The sequence below is a fragment of the Cupriavidus sp. YAF13 genome, assembly GCF_052113425.1.
Lineage (GTDB): Bacteria > Pseudomonadota > Gammaproteobacteria > Burkholderiales > Burkholderiaceae > Cupriavidus.
Genome location: NZ_JBFRDD010000030.1, coordinates 20417 through 39745, shown reverse-complemented (window position 1 = coordinate 39745; position 19329 = coordinate 20417). Strand labels below are relative to the sequence as shown.

Here is a 19329-nt window from a genome sequence, read left to right as displayed (position 1 = left end):
CCCTGCGTTATCGAATTGATAAGGACGAAATATGCTGAAGCGACTGTTGCTACCTTTTCTTACCGTGGTTGCCTTTTCCGGCGCCGCCCACGCCCAATCGCAGGATGCCAGCACGCCCGACGGGCTGGTCAAGGCGGTGGTCGGCGACGTGATGACTTCGGTCAAGGCGGACAAGGACATGCAGGCCGGGAACATTGGCAAGATCTCGGCGCTGGTGGAGCAGAAGATCCTGCCCAACGCGAATTTCCAGAAGACCACGCAGATTGCCATGGGCCGCAACTGGTCCAAGGCCACGCCCGAGCAGCAAAAGCAGATCACCGACGAGTTCAAGACCCTGCTGATCCGCACCTATTCGGGCGCCATCGCGCAGATTCGCGACCAGAGCGTGCAGTTCCGCCCGTACCGCGGCAGCCCGGACGATACCGATGCCACCATTCGCACCCAGGTCATCAACAAGGGCGAGCCGATCCAGCTCGATTACCGCCTCGAGAAGACCCCGCAAGGCTGGAAGGTCTATGACATCAACGTGCTGGGCGCCTGGCTGACCGAGGCCTACAAGGGCAGTTTCAACACCATCGTGGGCCAGCAGGGCGTGGATGGCGTGATCAAGACGCTGCAGGACCGCAACCGCCAGCTCGCCAACGCCAAGAACTGAGCCTGCGAGCCTGCCTGAGCGGCAGGCTGCGGCCCAGCATGGCTGACCGAAGTGTTCTACAATGAGCGCTCCCGCACCCGCGGGAGTGCTTTTTTCCAGACCCGCATCCCCGGACCGCTGCCAGATGCTTTCGCTCGACACCTCGCTGACCAACCGCAACGCCGCCACCGTGCTGCGTGACGGCCTGGCACGCCTGGCCCAGGGCGAAGCCCAGGTGGACTGCGGCAAGCTGACCCAGGTCGACTCCGCCGCCGTCGCGGTGCTGCTGGCCTGGCAGCGCGATGCCGCCAGCCGCGGCCAGTCGCTCGTGTTCGTCGGCGTACCGGCCCAGCTGGCTGAGCTGGCCGCGCTGTACGGCGTCGATTCCCTGCTGCAACTCGGCGCCCAGGCAGGCGCCACGGGCGCGCGGGGCGCGCAAGACACCGTTTCCCACCGACATTGAACCGGCATCCGTGGCAAGCTGCTGATCTGCGCTTGCTACCGCGATGCCCGGGCGATGGCTCACGCCACGCCTCGCGCTCAAAGCGGGACAGCTCCCGCATCCCCTATAATTCCGGGTTGTTCGACCGTTCCGGCATATAAGGCACGGACAAGACACGGTCGAAGCACCCAGGCGGTCCCCGCCATTTCAAGGAGGCCGGCGTGCGAGCCCACCAGAGCCCTACGCGCCTGCCAAACAGTATCCGGCCATGAAAGCCATCGAACTCAAAGACGTTCGCAAGCGCTACCGCAATCTGCAGGCGCTCAAGGGCGTCAGCTTCACCGTCGAGCGAGGAGAATTCTTCGGCCTGCTCGGCCCCAACGGTGCAGGCAAGACCACGCTGATCTCCATCCTGGCGGGCCTGAACCGTGCCGATTCCGGCAGCGTCAGTGTGCTCGGCCACGACGTGGTGGCCGATTACCGGCTGGCGCGGCGCATGTTGGGCGTGGTGCCGCAGGAACTGGTCTTCGATCCCTTCTTCACGGTGCGCGAGACGCTGCGCCTGCAGTCCGGCTACTTCGGCCTGACCCGCAATGACGACTGGATCGACGAGATCATGGCCAACCTCGATCTCACCAACAAGGCCGACGCCAACATGCGCCAGCTCTCCGGCGGCATGAAGCGCCGCGTGCTGGTGGCCCAGGCGCTGGTGCACCGGCCGCCGGTCATCGTGCTCGACGAGCCCACCGCCGGGGTTGACGTGGAGTTGCGCCAAACGCTGTGGAAGTTCATTTCGCGCCTGAATCGCGAGGGCCACACCATCATCCTGACCACGCACTACCTGGAAGAGGCCGAGGCGCTGTGTGACCGCATCGCCATGCTCAAGTTCGGCGAGGTGGTGGCGCTGGACCGCACCAGCAACCTGCTGAGCCAGTTCGCCGGGCTGCAGCTGGCGCTGACATTTTCCCGTGGTACCTTGCCGGCCACGCTTGAGCCGCTGCGCATGCCTTCCTCCAACCCGGGCGAACGCGCGGTGCGGCTGCGGCTGTCGGGCTACCCGGCGGTGGAGCCGATCCTGGCCGCCTGCCGCGAGGCCGGCTGCGAGATCGAAGACATGGAAATCAACAAGGCAGACCTGGAGGACGTGTTCGTGCAGATCATGCGGCGCGAAGGCCATATGCCTGGCGCGCTGCCGGATACGGCGATAGGGGCTGCAGCATGAAGATGCCGACCGAATTCGACGCTACGCGAGACGCCATCAACACCCACCTTGCGCCGATGGCGGTGGGAGGGCTGGTAGGCTTTCGCACGCTGCTCTACAAGGAAGTGCTGCGTTTCTGGAAGGTCAGCTTCCAGACCGTGGCGGCGCCGGTGCTCACCGCGATCCTGTACCTGTTGATCTTCGGCCACGTGCTTGAGAACCGGGTGAAGGTGTACGACCAGATCAGCTATACCGCGTTCTTGGTGCCGGGGCTGGTGATGATGAGCGTGCTGCAGAACGCCTTCGCCAATAGTTCGTCGTCGCTGATCCAGTCCAAAATCACCGGCAACCTGGTGTTCATCATGCTGCCGCCGCTGTCGCACTGGGAAATGTTCGGCGCCTATGTGGTGGCGTCCATCGTGCGCGGCCTGGCCGTGGGCCTGGGCGTGTTGCTGGTGACGGCCTGGTTCGCCAACCTGCATTTCGCCAACATTGCGTGGATCCTGGTGTTTGCCGTGCTGGGGGCGGCGATCCTTGGCACGCTGGGGCTGATCGCCGGGATCTGGGCCGAGAAATTCGACCAGCTCGCGGCCTTCCAGAACTTCCTGATCATGCCGGCTACCTTCTTGTCCGGCGTGTTTTATTCGATCCACTCGCTGCCTCCTTTCTGGCAGGCGGTGTCGCACGCCAATCCGTTCTTCTACATGATCGACGGCTTCCGCTATGGCTTTTTTGGCGTCTCCGACGTGGCGCCGGCCTTCAGCCTCGCAGTCGTGGGTACGGCCTTCGTGGTGCTTGCCACGGTCGCGCTGCAGCTGCTCAAGAGCGGCTACAAGCTGCGCCACTGAACGCTACCCACAAGAAAAAGCAGAACGCCAAGAGCCCATCTATCTGGATCCGGAACCGCAAGCGAATCAACGCGAAAAGACCACCATGCTGCCTACACCCCAACAAGTCAGTGACTACATCGCCCAAGGGCTGTCCTGCGAACACCTGGAAGTGGAGGGCGACGGCCAGCACTTCTTTGCCACCATCGTCAGCGCCCAGTTTGACGGCAAGCGCCTGATCCAGCGGCACCAGCAGGTCTATGCCGCGCTGGGCGACCGCATGCGCGCCGAGATCCACGCCCTGTCGATGAAGACGCTGACGCCGGCCGAATGGCAGGCGCAGGCGGGCGAGGGCAAGCAGTAAGCTAAGCGCCGGAACAAGGCGGACTCGCACGAATAAATACGGACCAACAAGCTGGCCGCCCGACAGGCCGGACATGACAATCAGGGTCCGCGCCACGCGCGCGGCGGCCCACGGGTATCAGATGCTGCGGCGGCGCGCCTTGACGCACCGCCACGGACCGTAATGAAACATGCCGGACGCCAGCGGGCGGCCGGCCGGAATTGAAAGAACATGGACAAACTCGAGATCCAGGGCAATGGCCCGCTGCGAGGCGAGATCCGCGTATCCGGCGCCAAGAACGCCGCGCTGCCGATCCTGTGCGCGGGGCTGCTTAGCGCCGACACCATCTCGCTCGACAACGTTCCCAGGCTGCAGGACGTGGGTACCACGCTCAAGCTGCTGCGCCAGATGGGCATGAAGGCCGAGCAGGACGGCACGCGCGTGACGCTCAACGGCGCCGAAGTCAACTCGCCCGAGGCTCCCTACGAGCTGGTCAAGACCATGCGCGCATCCATCCTGGTGCTGGGTCCGCTGGTGGCACGCTTTGGCGAAGCGCGCGTATCGTTGCCCGGCGGCTGCGCCATTGGCGCGCGCCCGGTCGACCAGCACATCAAGGGCCTGCAGGCCATGGGCGCCGAGATCAGCATCGAGCACGGCTTCATCCATGCTCGCGCCAAGCGCCTGAAGGGCGCGCGCGTTGTGACCGACATGATCACCGTGACCGGCACCGAGAACCTGCTGATGGCCGCCACGCTGGCCGACGGCGAGACCGTGCTCGAGAACGCCGCGCGTGAGCCCGAAGTGACCGACCTGGCCAACCTGCTGGTCAAGATGGGGGCTCGCATCGAGGGCATCGGCACCGACCGTCTTGTCATCCAGGGCGTGGATCGCCTGCATGGCGCCAGCCATGCCGTGATCGCCGACCGCATCGAGGCCGGCACCTTCCTGTGCGCGGCCGCCGCGACGCTGGGCGATGTGGTGCTGCGCGGCGTGTCGCCGCACATCCTGGACACGGTGCTCGACAAGCTGCGCGAAGCCGGCGCCGCCATCGAGGCCGGCGAAGACTGGATCCGCCTGACGATGGCCCAGCGCCCGCAGTCGGTGAGCTTCCGTACCTCCGAATACCCGGCTTTCCCGACCGACATGCAGGCGCAGTTCATGGCGCTGAACAGTGTGGCCGGCGGCGTGGCCCGCATTACCGAAACGATCTTCGAGAACCGCTTCATGCACGTGCAGGAGCTGAGCCGGCTGGGTGCCGACATCACGGTCGAAGGCAATACCGCGGTGGTCACCGGCGTGCCCCGGCTGTCGGGCGCCAAGGTGATGGCGACCGACCTGCGCGCCTCCGCCAGCCTGGTGATCGCCGGCCTGGTGGCCGAGGGCGAAACCGTGATCGACCGCATCTATCACCTTGACCGTGGCTATGACCGCATGGAAGACAAGCTGTCGGCCGTGGGCGCCAAGATCCGCCGCATCGCCTGAGCGCACGAAAAGATAAAAGGACGCAGATGAGCCCCTCCCCGACCCAGTTGACGCTGGCCCTCTCCAAGGGCCGGATCTTCACCGAAACCATGCCGCTGCTCGAGGCGGCCGGCATCCATGTCACCGAGGATCCGGAAACCTCGCGCAAGCTGATCCTGCCCACCTCCGATCCGGACGTGCGCGTCATCATCGTGCGCGCCTCCGATGTGCCGACCTACGTGCAATACGGCGCGGCCGACTTCGGCGTGGCCGGCAAGGACGTGCTGATGGAACACGGTATGGCCGGGCTCTACGCGCCGATCGACCTGAATATCGCCAAATGCCGCATGTCGGTTGCGACCTCGGCGGGCTTCGACTACGCCAGCGCGGTGCGCCAGGGCGCGCGGCTGGCCGTGGCTACCAAATATGTGCAGACCGCGCGCGAGCACTTCGCCAAGAAGGGCGTGCACGTGGACCTGATCAAGCTGTACGGCTCGATGGAACTCGGGCCGCTGGTGGGCCTGGCCGACGCCATCGTCGACCTGGTCAGCACCGGCGGGACCTTGCGCGCCAACAACCTGGTCGAAGTGGAAGAGATCGTGCAGATATCGTCGCGCCTGGTGGTCAACCAGGCTGCCCTCAAACTCAAGCGTGAGCGGCTTGCCCCGATTCTCGACGCGTTTGAACGGGCCTCCGCCGCGCTGGCCTGAGGCCGCGCGCGAGAGAGCCTGGGGAATGGAGTCATGAACGAAAATTCTATGGAAAACCTCGAAATCCGCCGGCTGGATTCGACCGAGCAGGGCTTTGCCGCCGAGCTGCGCAAGGTGCTGGCGTTCGAAGCCGGTGAAGACGATGCCATCGATCGCGCCGTGGCGCAGATCCTTGCCGATGTGAAAGCACGCGGCGACGCCGCGGTGCTAGAGTACACGCAGCGCTTCGACCGCGTCGAAGCCAGCTCCATGGCCGCGCTGGAGATCTCGCCGGCCAAGCTCGAAGCCGCGCTCGACGAGCTCGAGCCCAAGCGCCGCGCCGCCCTGGAAACCGCGGCGGCGCGCGTGCGCGCCTACCACGAGAAGCAGAAGATCGAGTGCGGCAGCCACAGCTGGGAATACACCGAGTCCGACGGCACCGTGCTGGGACAGAAGGTGACCCCGCTGGACCGCGTTGGCATCTATGTGCCGGGTGGCAAGGCGGCGTATCCGTCGTCCGTGCTGATGAACGCCATCCCCGCGCGCGTGGCCGGCGTCAAGGAAGTCATCATGGTCGTGCCTACGCCGGGCGGCGTGCGCAATGAACTGGTGCTGGCCGCGGCGCAGATCGCCGGCGTGGACCGCGTGTTCACCATTGGCGGCGCGCAGGCGGTTGGCGCGCTGGCTTACGGCACGGGCTCGCTGCCCCAGGTCGACAAGATCGTCGGCCCGGGCAACGCCTACGTGGCGGCGGCCAAGCGCCGCGTGTTCGGCACCGTCGGCATCGACATGATCGCCGGCCCGTCCGAGATCCTGGTGATCTGCGACGGCACCACCGATCCGGACTGGGTGGCGATGGACCTGTTCTCGCAGGCCGAGCACGATGAGCTCGCGCAATCCATCCTGCTGTGCCCGGACTCGAATTACCTGGCCCAGGTGGAAGAAAGCATCCACCGCCAGCTTGACTCCATGCCTCGCCGCGACGTCATCCGTGCTTCGCTGTCCGGGCGCGGCGCGCTGATCCGGGTACGCGACATGGACGAGGCCTGCGAGATCGCCAACGCGATCGCGCCGGAGCACCTGGAGATTTCTGCCGAGAACCCGCGCCACTGGGCCGAGAAGATCCGCCACGCCGGCGCGATCTTCCTGGGCCGCTATACCAGCGAGTCGCTGGGCGACTACTGTGCCGGGCCCAACCACGTGCTGCCGACCTCGCGCACCGCGCGTTTCTCGTCGCCGCTGGGCGTGTACGACTTCCAGAAGCGCTCCAGCCTGATCGAAGTGAGCGAGCAGGGCGCCCAGATGCTGGGCCAGATCGCCGCCGAGCTGGCCTACGGCGAGGGTTTGCAGGCCCACGCCCGCAGCGCCGAGTATCGCCTCAGGCGTAACTGAGGCATAGCGGCCGGGTTCCGGTTTTTTCGGCGCCCGGCCGGATTGCAGCAATCAGCACCGACAACCACCGACCAAAGAGGTAATCCAATGTCCGTAGTGCAAACTTCCCTGATCGAACGCATCATCCGTGACGACGTACGCGCCATGGGCGCCTACCATGTGCCGGATTCGCACGGTCTGGTGAAGCTGGACGCGATGGAGAACCCCTACCAGCTGCCCGACGCCCTGCGCGCCAAGCTGGCCGCGCGGCTGGCCGAGGTGGCGCTGAACCGTTATCCGGTGCCGAGCAGCGAAGTGCTGCGCGCGCGCCTGAAGATGGTCATGGACGTGCCCGCGGGCATGGACGTGCTGCTGGGCAACGGCTCGGACGAGATCATCAGCATGTTGTCGCTGGCCGCCGCCAAGCCGGGCGCCAAGGTGCTGGCACCGGTGCCGGGCTTCGTCATGTACGCCATGTCCGCCCAGTTTGCCGGGCTGGAATTCGTCGGCGTGCCGCTCAAGGCGGATTTCACGCTTGACCGGGCTGCCATGCTCGCGGCCATGGCAGAGCACCAGCCGACCATCATTTACCTGGCCTACCCCAACAATCCCACCGGCAACCTGTTCGATGCGGATGACATGGAAGCCATCGTGCGCGCCGCCCAGGGCGAGGCCTGCCAGAGCCTGGTGGTGGTCGACGAGGCCTATCAGCCATTCGCCCAGGACACCTGGATGCCGCGCCTGGCCGAGTTCGGCAACCTGCTGGTGATGCGTACCGTGTCCAAGCTGGGCCTGGCCGGCATCCGGCTGGGCTACCTGGCCGGCGCGCCGGCCTGGCTCTCGCAGATCGACAAGGTGCGCCCGCCGTACAACGTCAATGTGCTGACCGAAGCCACCGCGCTGTTCGTGCTGGAGCATGTCGACGTGCTGGACCAGCAGGCTGCACAACTGCGCGCCGAGCGCGCCACCGTGGCCAGCGCCCTGGCTGCCTTGCCGGGCGTGACGGTCTACCCGAGCGCCGCCAATTTCCTGCTGGTGCGCGTCGACGATTCCGCCCGTGTGTTCGACGGGGTGCTCGCGCGCAAGGTTTTGATCAAGAACGTGGGTAAAATGCACCCATTGCTGGCCAACTGTCTGCGCGTCACGGTCAGCACTCCCGAAGAGAACGCGCAATTTCTCGCTGCCTTCCAGGCGGCGTTGCAGGATTAACACCATGCGTGTTGCAGAGGTCACCCGCAATACTTCGGAAACGCAAATTCGCGTTTCGCTGAATCTCGATGGCACCGGCCGCCAGAAACTGGCGTCCGGCGTGCCGTTCCTCGACCACATGCTGGACCAGATCGCCCGCCATGGCATGTTCGACCTCGAGGTCGAAGCCAGCGGCGACACCCATATCGATGACCACCACACGGTGGAAGACGTCGGCATCGCGCTCGGCCAGGCCGTTGCCAAGGCCATTGGCGACAAGAAGGGCATCACCCGCTACGGCCACAGCTATGTGCCGCTGGACGAATGCCTGTCGCGCGTCGTGATCGACTTCTCCGGCCGCCCGGGCCTGGAGTTCCACGTGCCGTTTACCCGCGCGCGGGTGGGCAGCTTCGACGTGGACCTGACCATCGAGTTCTTCCGCGGGTTCGTCAACCATGCCGCGGTGACGCTGCATATCGACAACCTGCGCGGCATCAATGCCCACCATCAATGCGAAACCGTGTTCAAGGCCTTCGGCCGCGCGCTGCGCATGGCGGTGGAAATGGATCCGCGCGCCGGCAACACGATTCCGTCGACCAAGGGCACCCTCGTCGGCTGAGCCTTAGCGGCGTCCACCAGCCTCGCATGGCGGCGCGTTCTGCGCCGCCGGCGGCAAATTTCCGATCAATGTGGTGCCGATGCGGCACCAACGCGGCATTAGCGCGACATTAGCCCAACCCGATGGATACGCTTAAGTCGTTCATCTCGCTGCTGGCGCTGATCAACCCGATCGGGGCCATCCCGTTCTTCATCAGCCTGACCACCCAGCAGACCGAAGAAGAAAAGCGGCATACCATCAAGATCGCGTCGATCTCGGTGGCGACGGTAGTGGGCATTTCCGCCTTGCTGGGCCAGCAGATCATTGAGTTCTTCAATATCTCGGTGGCCTCGCTCCAGGTCGGCGGTGGCCTCATCATGATCATGATGGCGATGAACATGCTGAACGCCCAGACCGGCCGTACCAAGGCGACGCCCGAGGAAGAGGACGAGGCGGAAGCCAAGGCCAGCATCGCGGTGGTGCCGCTGGCGCTGCCCTTGCTGACCGGGCCCGGCTCGATCAGCACGGTCATCGTCTATGCCGGCAAGACCCAGCACTGGTACCAGTTGCTGATTTTGGTCGGAATTGGGATCGCGCTTGGCGCAGTGGTATATATAGTATTCCGCGCGGCGGACCCGATCGCGCGCGTGATCGGCCGCACTGGCATCAATATCGGCACGCGCCTGATGGGACTGATCCTATCGGCGCTGGCCGTGGAATTCATTGTGGACGGGCTTAAGACATTGTTGCCTGTTTTGAAATCATGACTACCATAGCAATTGTGGATTACGGCATGGGCAACCTGCGCTCGGTGGCGCAGGCCCTGCGTGCGGCGGCGCCCGAGGCGGACGTGCAGGTGGTGGACCAGCCCGAGGCGATCCGCGCGGCGGACCGCGTGGTGCTGCCCGGCCAGGGGGCGATGCCCGACTGCATGGGCGCGCTGGGCGCGTCCGGCTTGCAGCAGGCGGTGATCGAGGCCGCCGCCAGCAAGCCGATGATGGGGGTGTGCGTTGGCGAACAGATGCTGTTCGACTTCAGCAAGGAAAGTAGGGCGCAGGACGGCAGCACGCCTTGCCTGGGACTGTTGCCCGGCGAGGTGATCCGCTTCGAGCTGGAAGGCATGACCCAGCCGGATGGCTCACGTTACAAGGTGCCGCAGATGGGCTGGAACCGGGTGCGGCAAGCGCGCTCCCATCCGCTGTGGGCTGGCATCCCCGATGAAAGCTGGTTCTATTTCGTGCATAGTTACTACGTGCATGCGCAGGATCCGGCGCATATCGCCGGCGAAACCGACTACGGTGTCTTATTTACGAGCGCGGTAGCGCGCGATAATATTTTTGCCACGCAGTTCCACCCGGAAAAGAGCGCCGCCATGGGCTTGCAGCTGTACCGGAACTTCGTGCATTGGAATCCCTGAACCTCGATAGCGGCTTTTTCGGGACCGAGTTGGCCGGCCACGGTGGCTAGCTCAATTTTCTCTTTCACTCAATCACGCTCGTCACACTTATGTTGCTCATTCCGGCCATCGACCTGAAGGACGGTCAATGTGTACGCCTTAAACAAGGCGACATGGACCAGGCCACCGTCTTTTCCGAAGATCCCGCCGCCATGGCACGTCACTGGGTGGAGCAGGGCGCACGGCGCCTGCACCTGGTCGACCTCAATGGTGCGTTCGTGGGCAAGCCCCGCAATGAAGCTGCCATCAAGGCCATCATCGCCGAGGTGGGCGATGAGATCCCGATCCAGCTCGGCGGCGGCATCCGCGACCTGAACACCATCGAGCGCTGGCTCGACGGCGGCCTGTCGTACGTGATCATCGGCACGGCCGCGGTCAAGAATCCCGGGTTCCTCAAGGATGCTTGCACGGCGTTCGGCGGCCATATCATCGTCGGCCTGGACGCTCGCGAAGGCAAGGTTGCCACCGACGGCTGGAGCAAGCTGACCGGCCACGAAGTCGCCGATCTCGCGCGCAAGTACGAGGATTACGGCGTGGAAGCCATCATCTACACCGACATCGGCCGCGACGGCATGCTGCAGGGCATCAATATCGATGCCACCGTCAAGCTGGCACAGTCGGCGACGATTCCGGTGATCGCCAGCGGCGGGCTGTCCAACCTGGCCGATATCGAACGCCTGTGCAGTGTGCAAAAGGATGGTGTCGAGGGCGTCATCTGCGGCCGCGCGATCTATTCGGGCGACCTCAATTTCGCCGAAGCCCAGGCGCTTGCCGACAAGCTCGGCGCCGAGCAGTAAGACAACGCGCCTCGCGCGCGACAATTGCAGCCACCGGCGCCGCGCATGCGCGCAGCGCCGTGGCGGGCAAGGAATCTCATGCTAGCCAAACGTATCATCCCCTGCCTCGACGTGACCAACGGGCGGGTGGTCAAGGGTGTCAACTTCGTCGAATTACGCGACGCGGGCGACCCGGTCGAGATCGCCCGCCGTTATGACGAGCAGGGTGCCGATGAAATCACTTTTCTTGACATCACCGCGACCAGCGACGGCCGCGACCTGATCCTGCACATCATCGAGGCGGTGGCCTCCCAGGTCTTCATCCCGCTGACGGTGGGTGGCGGCGTGCGCGCCGTGGAAGATGTGCGGCGCCTGCTCAATGCCGGCGCGGACAAGATCAGCGTCAACTCCTCGGCCATTGCGAACCCGCAACTGGTGTCGGACGCCACCGCGCGCTACGGGTCGCAGTGCATTGTGGTCGCGATCGACGCCAAACGCAGTTCCGCGCCCGGCGAGCCGGCGCGCTGGGAAGTCTTCACCCACGGCGGGCGCAAGGCCACTGGCCTGGACGCCGTGGCATGGGCGCGCGAGATGGCCGCGCGCGGCGCCGGCGAACTGCTGCTAACCAGCATGGACCGCGACGGCACCAAGAGCGGCTTCGACCTCGAGCTCACGCGGGCTGTCAGCGACGCGGTGTCCGTGCCGGTGATCGCCTCGGGTGGCGTGGGCGGCCTGAAGGACCTGGCCGACGGCATCAAGCTGGGGCACGCCGACGCGGTGCTGGCCGCCAGCATCTTCCACTACGGCGAGCACACCGTTGGCGAAGCAAAGGCATTCATGGCCCGCGAGGGCATTCCGGTGCGAATCTGAACACGGCGAACCGACATGGCAAAGAAGTGGCTCAACAAGGTTAAGTGGGACGACAACGGCCTGGTGCCGGTGATCGTCCAGGAAGTCGGCTCGAACGACGTGCTGATGTTCGCGTTCATGAACCGCGAAGCGCTGCAGCGCACTGCGGAGATCGGCGAGGCCGTGTTCTGGTCTCGCTCGCGCAAGCGCCTGTGGCACAAGGGCGAGGAATCCGGCCACGTGCAGAAGGTGCACGAGATGCGCCTGGATTGCGATGAAGACGTGGTCCTGCTCAAGGTTACCCAGAACGACGGCATCGCCTGCCACACCGGGCGCCACTCCTGCTTTTTCCAGAAGTTCGAGGGCGACGCCGAGAGCGGCGACTGGCAGACCGTCGAGCCTGTGCTCAAGGATCCGTCCACTATCTACGCGGCCAAGCCATGAGCGAACAACACTTGAGCAGCGCGGACGTGCTGGCGCGCCTGGCCGCCGTGCTGGAGTCGCGCAAGCCGGAGAACGGCGGCGACCCTGACAAGTCTTACGTGGCACGCCTGTTCCACAAGGGTGACGACGCCATCCTGAAGAAGATCGGCGAGGAAGCCACCGAGACCGTGATGGCCGCCAAGGATGCGCGTGCTGCCGGCTTGGGTCCGGAGGCGGTCGGCAAGGTGGTGTACGAGGTGGCCGATCTCTGGTTCCACAGCATGGTGCTGCTCGCCCGTTTTGGCCTGAAGCCGGCCGACGTGGTCAACGAGCTGGCTCGCCGCGAAGGCCTGTCCGGCCTTGAGGAAAAAGCCCAGCGCAAGGCCGACGGCAGTTGAATGGCCGCGCCGGCCCCGCCGGCAACCCGCAACTACGAGCCGCTTTCAGGAGCAACGACGATGGGGGATGTGATCACCGCTGACAACGACCGGCTCGCTAGCCTGCGCAAGCTGACGCACATCCTTTATGCCCTGTACGCCATTTTCTGGCTGACCGGCGGCATCACCGCGCTGATCGCCATCGTGGTCGGGTACGTCAAGCGCGACGACACCCGGGGCACCCTCTACGCCTCCCACTTTGCCTGGCAGATCCGTTCCTTCTGGTGGTCGGTGGCGTGGGCCGTTCTGGGCGGCGTGCTGTTTGCCACGGTGTTCTTGATACCGCTGGCCTTTGCGGTATGGGGCGTGCTGTCCCTGTGGATGTTGTATCGTATCGTCAAGGGCTGGCTCTACCTGAACGACAGCAAGCCGATGTACCCGGATCAGCGTTTCTGATGTTTGTGACGGGATCCCGGCGGGTTCGCGGCGAAATCGCAGCCTGATTTGCTGCGCGCAATGAAATTTTCATGAATTCACCGCACAATTGCCTCTTCTGCCGGATCGTGGCCGGCCAGCTGCCGTCGCGCAAGGTGTATGAAGACGACGAAATGCTGGCTTTCCATGATATCCACCCGAAAGCCCCGGTACACTTCCTGCTCGTTCCCAAGGTGCATGTCGATTCGCTGGCCGATTGCGGACCCGGCGAAGGCGCGGTGCTTGCTAAAATGATGTTGAAAGTGCCGGAGTTGGCGCGCGCGGAAGGCTGTGGCAATGGTTTTCGGACGGTAATCAATACCGGCCCGGATGGCGGACAGGAGGTGTACCACCTCCATCTGCACGTGCTTGGCGGCCCGCGCAGCCAGTGGAAGGTGCCGCTGCCTTAAGACTGGCTTCAAGCCAGCCTGGCAGCCAGCCCATGCAGGACCGCGGGCCGCGTGGCCTTCGGTCAGATGCCGTGCCGGCAACCGTCGCCCGGCATGGCCTTCAGTGACGGAACAACAAGCCGGGGTGGCAAGGCGCCGCCCCAGGCTTCATCAGGAGCAGAAAATGGGTTCGTTTAGCATTTGGCACTGGCTCATCGTGCTGGTGATCGTCATGCTGGTCTTTGGCACCAAGAAGCTGCGCAATATCGGCCAGGACCTCGGTGGCGCCGTGAAGGGCTTCAAGGACGGCATGAAGGATGCCAACGGGAACCCCGCTGACGCGCCGGACGCGCCCGCCAAGGAGTTGCGCGACACCACCACCATCGACGTCGAAGCCAAGGAAAAGTCGCGCCAGCAGTAAGCGCGATTCCATCCTTGTCAGCACGCCCGATGTCTTTCCTCCTGGCAGCAATGCCTTGCCGGCCACGTTCGCTTTGCCACGCTAGCCTGCGTGACGATCTGCGCGCTGGCCGGGGCGGCCGTTGTCACGGCCTCATCCTCTCGAACCTCGCATGATCGATCTCGGCATTTCCAAGCTTGCACTGATCGGCGCGGTGGCGCTGGTGGTGATCGGTCCCGAGCGGCTGCCGAAGGTGGCGCGCACGGTCGGCGCACTGGTCGGCCGCGCGCAGCGCTATATCAATGATGTGAAGGCAGAAGTCAGCCGCGAGGTCGAGCTCGACGAACTGCGCAAGATGCGCACGGAGTTCGAGGATGCCGCGCGCGATGTCGAGCGCACCATCCACAAGGAAGTGCACGAGCACGGCCAGGCCCTGAACGATGCGCTGACCGGCACCGATTCCAGCACGCAGGCAGGGGCAAGCCCCGCCGGCGGCTACGTGCCTTCCTGGGACGCGGCGCACAAGCCCCACAACGGCCGCAAGAGCTGGCGCGTCAAGCAAGGCGCGCAGCCCCTGTGGTACAAGCGCCAGCACAATGTACGCGTTTGGGCGCAATCCGGCGCCGCGCGCGTCAAGCGCCACCGTCCCGCCACCGGTCCCGCTCGCTCTTTCTTCGAGTGAGCATGAAGGGGCTTGTCCACACGCCGGTATCCGGCCGGCCAACGCTGTCGTGCGTTCCGACTTGCGCGCCGTGCCGTTGTATCGCCACTGATTCTTCGATGCCAGCCATCCCGGCTGAGCGGTCCACGCCATGAGCGACTCTCGTTCCCAAGATCCCCAAGACCCGCAAGATGATGGTCCGCAGGAAACCTTCATCTCTCACCTGGTGGAGTTGCGCTCGCGTATCGTCAAGGCCGCATCGGGCGTGATCCTGGTGTTCGTCAGCCTGGTCTACTGGGCGCCGAACATTTACAACTTGTTTGCCAGGCCGCTGATGGAGTCGCTGCCCAAGGGCGGCAGGATGATCGTCACCGACGTCACCGGCTCCTTCTTCGTGCCGATGAAGGTGACGCTGCTGGTAGCCTTCCTGATAGCGCTGCCCTGGGTGCTCTACCAGATATGGCAGTTCGTCGCGCCCGGCTTGTACCAGCATGAGAAGCGATTGATCGTGCCGCTGGTGAGCAGCAGCTACATCCTGTTTATCTGCGGCGTGGCGTTTGCTTATTTCCTCGTGTTTCCCACGGTGTTCCATTTCATGGCGCACTACAACGCCCCGCTGGGGGCCGAGATGTCGACCGACATCGACAAATACCTCAGCTTCGCCATGACCATGTTCCTGGCCTTCGGCATTACCTTCGAGGTGCCGGTGGTCGTGATCGTGCTGGTGCGCTTCGGGGTGGTCGAGCTGGAGAAGCTCAAGCAGATTCGCCCCTATGTGATCGTCGGCGCCTTCGTGATTGCCGCCGTGGTGACGCCCCCCGATGTGCTGTCCCAGCTGTTGCTGGCGGTGCCTTTGGTTGCGCTGTATGAACTGGGGCTGATCATGGCGCGATTCACCACAAAGCCCGTTGCAGCGGACGCCGCAGCCAGCGAAGCCCAGCCGGATTAAGGTCGGGCCGAATGGCGAGAACAAGGCTTGGTGCCGTAACTTTTGCACCAAAATGGTGAAAAATGTCGTCTATGCTGTTGCGACATCACAACAAAATGTGTCCGTAACCATGGTTAACGATGAAAAAGCCTTCTAGCGGCCGGGGGCGCTGACCCATAATACGCAACAGACGTGAAGGTAAATGCGTCGCCCAAGCACTTGGGCAAGCCAAGATTTCCCAATCAGTTGACAAGGAAAGTGTCGATATGAAGATGAAACTGTTTGCAGCCGCTGTAGCTGCCCTGGCCGCTGGTGGTGCGTATGCCCAATCGAGCGTGACCCTGTACGGCGTGGTTGACGCTGGTCTGTCGTTCAACAACAAGGCAAATGCTGCCGGCGACAAGCTGTACCGCATGACCTCGGGCAACCAATCGGGTTCGCGTTGGGGCCTGCGTGGCGTTGAAGATCTGGGCGGTGGCCTGAAGGGCATTTTCGTCTTGGAAAGCGGCTTCAACACCGACACCGGCAGTGCTAGCGACTCCAACCGCCTGTTCAATCGTGGCGCGTATGTCGGCCTGCAGAATCAGTGGGGCACCGTCACCCTGGGTCGTCAACAGACCCTGATGTATGACTTCGGCCTGATCTATGATCCGATGGCGATTTCGACTCGCTACTCGATCACCTCGACCGCAGCTGAATTCGCTTCGCGTGCCGACAACGCCGTCAAGTACGTTGGCACGTTCGGCGGCCTGACCGCGTCGGCTCTGTACTCGTTCACCAACAACGGCCAAGAAACCGCTGGCAAGTTCTCGAACGGCCGCGAATACAGCGCAGCCCTGAGCTATGCTGCAGGCCCGTTCTCGGTTGGTGCTGTGTATGACCAATCGAACAACGTTGACAACGCTGCTGGCGTTGGTGGCTCGCAGCTGACCCGCCGCGCAGCTGTTGCTGGTACCTACGCCTTCGGCCCGGCCAAGGTGTACGCTGGCTATCGCTACGCTCACGGCTTCAACGGCGCGACCATCACTGGCGCACCGACGGCTAACTCGGCAGCCAACCTGTACTGGGCTGGCCTGGGCTACCAGCTGACCCCGGCGTTCTCGCTGACGGGTTCGGTGTACTACCACGACTTCCGCAACACCAGCGCAGATCCGTGGCAGTTCGTTGCTACGGCTGACTACGCTCTGTCGAAGCGCACCGACCTGTACACCTCGCTGTCGTACGTGAAGAACAAGAACGGTTCGTCGCTGGGCGTTGATGGTTTCAACACCTCGACGACCACCAACGTGCAAGCTGGTGCAAACCAGTTCGGCGCTACCGTTGGCGTTCGCCACAAGTTCTAATTTAACGCGGGCGCAAGCTCGCTTTAGATTGGCTTGAATGCAAAATGCCGGCATCCGCAAGGATGCCGGCATTTTGTTTTGTGCGCGCAGTATCGAGGACGGCGCGCAATGCGGGATCCCGGATCACACCCGGCGCTGATAAGTCATGGTGCATTGCCTCGATGTTACCTAAGCGGTGCGTAAGGATGCTCCTGTCAATCCCCGCACCCTACGCATGGCGAGGCCCGGAGCGATCAGGCTCGCCATTGCCATCGGCCTTCCCGGCTTGTGGTGGCTACAGCTTCCCAACGCACTCTCCTGTGCCCGGCGACTTCGCAGTCGCATTGGCAGGATGCCCCTTCCGGGCGCTCTTAGCGCAGCACCAGGTACGTTCCCCCGCCTTGATACGCGTCGCGTCGGGCCCTAAAAACAAAAACCCCGCCACAAAGGGGCGGGGTGGGGTGGCTTGCGGCGACGGCAGGGTGGGATCTGAAGGCTTGACCCGCTCTCCGCTTACTCTTCCTCATCCAGCGGCAGGGCCCGGCGCGGCGGCGGTGGCCGCTTGCCGATCATCACCGTCAGCTCCGTGGGCTTGCCTCGGCGCACAACCTTCATTTTTGCCTCGGCGCCTGGCTTGAGCTGGGCGATGGCGTTGAGCAGGGCGGTGGTGTCAGTAATGCTCTGTCCACCCACCGAGACCAGCACGTCGCCTGGCTTCACGCCGGCCTTGTCCGCCGGGCCGCCCTGGACCACGGCCGCGATCAGTGCGCCTTCCTTGGCCTCGAGGCCGAATGACTCGGCGATCTCGGGGGTCATGTCCTGCGGCTCCACGCCGATCCAGCCGCGCGTCACGGAGCCGGTCGAGATGATGGATTCCATCACTTGCTTGGCCGTGGACACAGGAATGGCGAAGCCGATGCCCAGCGAGCCGCCGGAGCGTGAATAAATGGCCGTGTTGACGCCCAGCAGGTTGCCCTGCGCGTCGACCAGTGCGCCGCCAGAGTTACCTGGGTTGATCGCCGCGTCGGTCTGGATGAAGTTCTCAAAGGTGTTGATGCCCAGGTGGCTGCGGCCCAGCGCCGAGACAATGCCCATGGTGACGGTCTGGCCGACGCCGAAGGGGTTGCCGATGGCCAGCACCACGTCGCCTACCTTGACGTTCTCGATACGCCCCAGCGTGATCGCCGGSAGGTCCTTGAGCGTGAYCTTSAGCACGGCCAGGTCGGTTTCCGGGTCCGAGCCCACGACCTTGGCGTTGGCCTTGCGGCCATCGGTCAGGGCGACCTCGATCTCATCGGCGCCGTCCACCACGTGATGGTTGGTTAGAATGTAGCCTTCCGCGCTGACGATGACGCCCGAGCCAAGGCTGGACACCGGCTCCTGGCGCTCCGGCAGGCGATCGCCAAAGAAGAAGCGGAACCAGGGGTCTTCTGCCTGTGGATTGGGTGTTTGCTTATTGCCGTTCTTGCTGGTGAAGATGTTGACCACCGCCGGCATCGCCTGCTGGGCCGCCTCGCTGTAGGAGCCCGGCGCGGAGGAGCCGGCCACATTGGGGACGACTTCCTTCAGCGCAACGATGGGCGAACCGGATTGCACGGCCACCCGGCCGCGCTGCAGCCATTCGGGTTTGAGCGTGGCCACGACGAACCACACTGCCAGCACAACGGTGACAGCCTGAGCAAAGAACAGCCAAAAGCGGCGCAACATATTGGATTTTGGGCAGGATATGAAAACAAAAGATCTTGAATTGTACTTGAACGACCTGCTTCAAGTGCCTCGATACAAAGACTATTGCCCGAACGGATGGCAAGTGCAAGGCCGCCCCGAGGTGGAGCACATCGCCACCGGCGTAACCGCGAGCCTGGCCCTGGTCGAAGCCGCCATCGAGGCCGGCGCCGATGCCATCCTGGTCCATCACGGCTACTTCTGGAAAAACGAGGATGCCCGCGTGATCGGGCAAAAGCACGCGCGTTTGAAGCGGTTGCTGGGCGCCGACGTGAACCTGCTCGCCTATCACCTGCCGCTCGACGACCATCCCGAGTTCGGCAACAACGCCCAGCTGGGCTTGCAGCTCGGCTTCACCCCCACCGGGCGCTTCGGCGACGGCCAGCTCGGCTGGACCGGCACCTTGCCGCAATCCATGCCGCTAGCCGCGCTGGCCGCCCATGTGGGTGGCGTGCTCAACCGCGAGCCGCTTGCCATCGGCGACCCCGAGCAGATGATCCGCACCGTGGGCTGGTGCACCGGCGGCGCCCAGGGCTACTTCGACGCGGCGGTGGCAGCCGGCGTGGATGCCTACCTGAGCGGCGAGGTCTCGGAACAGACCACCCATCTGGCGCGCGAGAGCGGCGTGGCCTACCTGGCGGCGGGGCATCACGCCACCGAGCGCTATGGCATCCAGTCGCTAGGCGAACACCTGGCGCAGCAATTCGGCCTGCGCCATACCTTTATCGATATTCCCAACCCAGTTTGATTCCGGGCTGATGCCGCGAGCCCGGTGCGGTGGCCGGCCCCGCCTGG

At 64.2% G+C, this 19329-nt stretch carries 24 protein-coding genes; 23 read left to right on the top strand and 1 reads right to left on the bottom strand.

What is annotated here, in order from left to right; all coding sequences use genetic code 11:
• Window positions 1-31: 31 nt before the first annotated feature.
• The 22 genes from AB4061_RS23050 to AB4061_RS22945 all read left to right on the top strand — a co-directional run bounded on the left by AB4061_RS23050 (window position 32) and on the right by AB4061_RS22945 (window position 16830).
• Entirely contained in the window at window positions 32-655 is a 624-nt protein-coding gene (locus AB4061_RS23050) for an MlaC/ttg2D family ABC transporter substrate-binding protein (RefSeq protein WP_441637844.1), read from the top strand.
• A 124-nt stretch (window positions 656-779) separates the two neighbouring features.
• Window positions 780-1097 (top strand): STAS domain-containing protein, encoded by a 318-nt coding sequence (locus tag AB4061_RS23045; RefSeq protein WP_441637841.1) that lies wholly within the window; start codon window positions 780-782, stop codon window positions 1095-1097.
• Between the two features lie 247 nt (window positions 1098-1344).
• Window positions 1345-2298 carry an ABC transporter ATP-binding protein gene (locus AB4061_RS23040; protein WP_441637839.1) on the top strand — a complete coding sequence of 318 codons (954 nt, stop codon included), beginning with the start codon at window positions 1345-1347 and terminating at the stop codon, window positions 2296-2298.
• Between the two features lie 56 nt (window positions 2299-2354).
• Complete coding sequence (locus AB4061_RS23035) at window positions 2355-3125, top strand: ABC transporter permease (RefSeq protein ID WP_416050396.1); 771 nt, start codon at window positions 2355-2357, stop codon at window positions 3123-3125.
• Window positions 3126-3210: 85 nt separating this feature from the next.
• Window positions 3211-3468 (top strand): BolA family protein, encoded by a 258-nt coding sequence (locus AB4061_RS23030; protein ID WP_043352389.1) that lies wholly within the window; start codon window positions 3211-3213, stop codon window positions 3466-3468.
• A 210-nt stretch (window positions 3469-3678) separates the two neighbouring features.
• The gene (gene murA, locus AB4061_RS23025) at window positions 3679-4929 is read left to right on the top strand and encodes a UDP-N-acetylglucosamine 1-carboxyvinyltransferase (RefSeq protein ID WP_441637837.1); all 1251 of its coding nucleotides are present in this window, start codon (window positions 3679-3681) and stop codon (window positions 4927-4929) included.
• 26 nt (window positions 4930-4955) lie between these two features.
• On the top strand, window positions 4956-5618 hold the full coding sequence (gene hisG, locus AB4061_RS23020; RefSeq protein ID WP_150985708.1) for an ATP phosphoribosyltransferase: 663 nt from the start codon (window positions 4956-4958) through the stop codon (window positions 5616-5618).
• A gap of 33 nt (window positions 5619-5651) precedes the next feature.
• Window positions 5652-6989: a histidinol dehydrogenase gene (gene hisD / locus AB4061_RS23015; RefSeq protein ID WP_441637835.1), complete on the top strand. Its 1338-nt coding sequence runs from the start codon at window positions 5652-5654 to the stop codon at window positions 6987-6989.
• Window positions 6990-7076: 87 nt separating this feature from the next.
• On the top strand, window positions 7077-8177 hold the full coding sequence (gene hisC / locus AB4061_RS23010) for a histidinol-phosphate transaminase (protein WP_441637833.1): 1101 nt from the start codon (window positions 7077-7079) through the stop codon (window positions 8175-8177).
• A 4-nt stretch (window positions 8178-8181) separates the two neighbouring features.
• A complete protein-coding gene (hisB, locus tag AB4061_RS23005; RefSeq protein ID WP_006159655.1) occupies window positions 8182-8775 on the top strand; it encodes an imidazoleglycerol-phosphate dehydratase HisB in 594 nt (197 codons plus the stop codon).
• A 122-nt stretch (window positions 8776-8897) separates the two neighbouring features.
• Window positions 8898-9521, top strand: a complete 624-nt coding sequence (locus AB4061_RS23000; RefSeq protein ID WP_035870676.1) for a YchE family NAAT transporter — start codon at window positions 8898-8900, stop codon at window positions 9519-9521.
• The gene (gene hisH / locus AB4061_RS22995; protein ID WP_441637830.1) at window positions 9518-10171 is read left to right on the top strand and encodes an imidazole glycerol phosphate synthase subunit HisH; all 654 of its coding nucleotides are present in this window, start codon (window positions 9518-9520) and stop codon (window positions 10169-10171) included. Before AB4061_RS23000 ends, hisH begins: the two co-directional genes overlap by 4 nt.
• Window positions 10172-10260: 89 nt before the next feature.
• Window positions 10261-11007 (top strand): 1-(5-phosphoribosyl)-5-[(5-phosphoribosylamino)methylideneamino]imidazole-4-carboxamide isomerase, encoded by a 747-nt coding sequence (gene hisA / locus AB4061_RS22990; RefSeq protein WP_006159658.1) that lies wholly within the window; start codon window positions 10261-10263, stop codon window positions 11005-11007.
• A 78-nt stretch (window positions 11008-11085) separates the two neighbouring features.
• Window positions 11086-11856 carry an imidazole glycerol phosphate synthase subunit HisF gene (hisF, locus tag AB4061_RS22985; RefSeq protein WP_174424913.1) on the top strand — a complete coding sequence of 257 codons (771 nt, stop codon included), beginning with the start codon at window positions 11086-11088 and terminating at the stop codon, window positions 11854-11856.
• Between the two features lie 15 nt (window positions 11857-11871).
• Entirely contained in the window at window positions 11872-12279 is a 408-nt protein-coding gene (gene hisI / locus AB4061_RS22980; protein ID WP_043350207.1) for a phosphoribosyl-AMP cyclohydrolase, read from the top strand.
• A complete protein-coding gene (locus AB4061_RS22975) occupies window positions 12276-12656 on the top strand; it encodes a phosphoribosyl-ATP diphosphatase (protein ID WP_253931149.1) in 381 nt (126 codons plus the stop codon). The genes hisI and AB4061_RS22975 overlap by 4 nt, the downstream gene beginning before the upstream one ends.
• Window positions 12657-12716: 60 nt before the next feature.
• Window positions 12717-13091 carry a DUF4870 family protein gene (locus AB4061_RS22970; RefSeq protein ID WP_441637938.1) on the top strand — a complete coding sequence of 125 codons (375 nt, stop codon included), beginning with the start codon at window positions 12717-12719 and terminating at the stop codon, window positions 13089-13091.
• Window positions 13092-13162: 71 nt separating this feature from the next.
• Complete coding sequence (locus AB4061_RS22965) at window positions 13163-13519, top strand: histidine triad nucleotide-binding protein (protein WP_441637827.1); 357 nt, start codon at window positions 13163-13165, stop codon at window positions 13517-13519.
• A gap of 163 nt (window positions 13520-13682) precedes the next feature.
• A complete protein-coding gene (tatA, locus tag AB4061_RS22960) occupies window positions 13683-13919 on the top strand; it encodes a Sec-independent protein translocase subunit TatA (protein WP_043350196.1) in 237 nt (78 codons plus the stop codon).
• A gap of 151 nt (window positions 13920-14070) precedes the next feature.
• Window positions 14071-14580, top strand: coding sequence for a Sec-independent protein translocase protein TatB (gene tatB, locus AB4061_RS22955; RefSeq protein ID WP_441637825.1), 510 nt, complete (start codon window positions 14071-14073; stop codon window positions 14578-14580).
• A gap of 130 nt (window positions 14581-14710) precedes the next feature.
• The gene (gene tatC / locus AB4061_RS22950) at window positions 14711-15508 is read left to right on the top strand and encodes a twin-arginine translocase subunit TatC (RefSeq protein WP_441637823.1); all 798 of its coding nucleotides are present in this window, start codon (window positions 14711-14713) and stop codon (window positions 15506-15508) included.
• 245 nt (window positions 15509-15753) lie between these two features.
• Window positions 15754-16830 (top strand): porin, encoded by a 1077-nt coding sequence (locus AB4061_RS22945; RefSeq protein WP_441637822.1) that lies wholly within the window; start codon window positions 15754-15756, stop codon window positions 16828-16830.
• Between the two features lie 492 nt (window positions 16831-17322).
• On the opposite strand, the gene AB4061_RS22940 is transcribed toward AB4061_RS22945, so the two are convergent.
• The gene (locus tag AB4061_RS22940; protein WP_441637820.1) at window positions 17323-18516 is read right to left on the bottom strand and encodes a Do family serine endopeptidase; all 1194 of its coding nucleotides are present in this window, start codon (window positions 18514-18516) and stop codon (window positions 17323-17325) included.
• 19 nt (window positions 18517-18535) lie between these two features.
• Between AB4061_RS22940 and AB4061_RS22935 the strand changes: the two genes are divergently transcribed.
• Complete coding sequence (locus AB4061_RS22935; RefSeq protein WP_043352388.1) at window positions 18536-19282, top strand: Nif3-like dinuclear metal center hexameric protein; 747 nt, start codon at window positions 18536-18538, stop codon at window positions 19280-19282.
• Window positions 19283-19329: the final 47 nt, after the last annotated feature.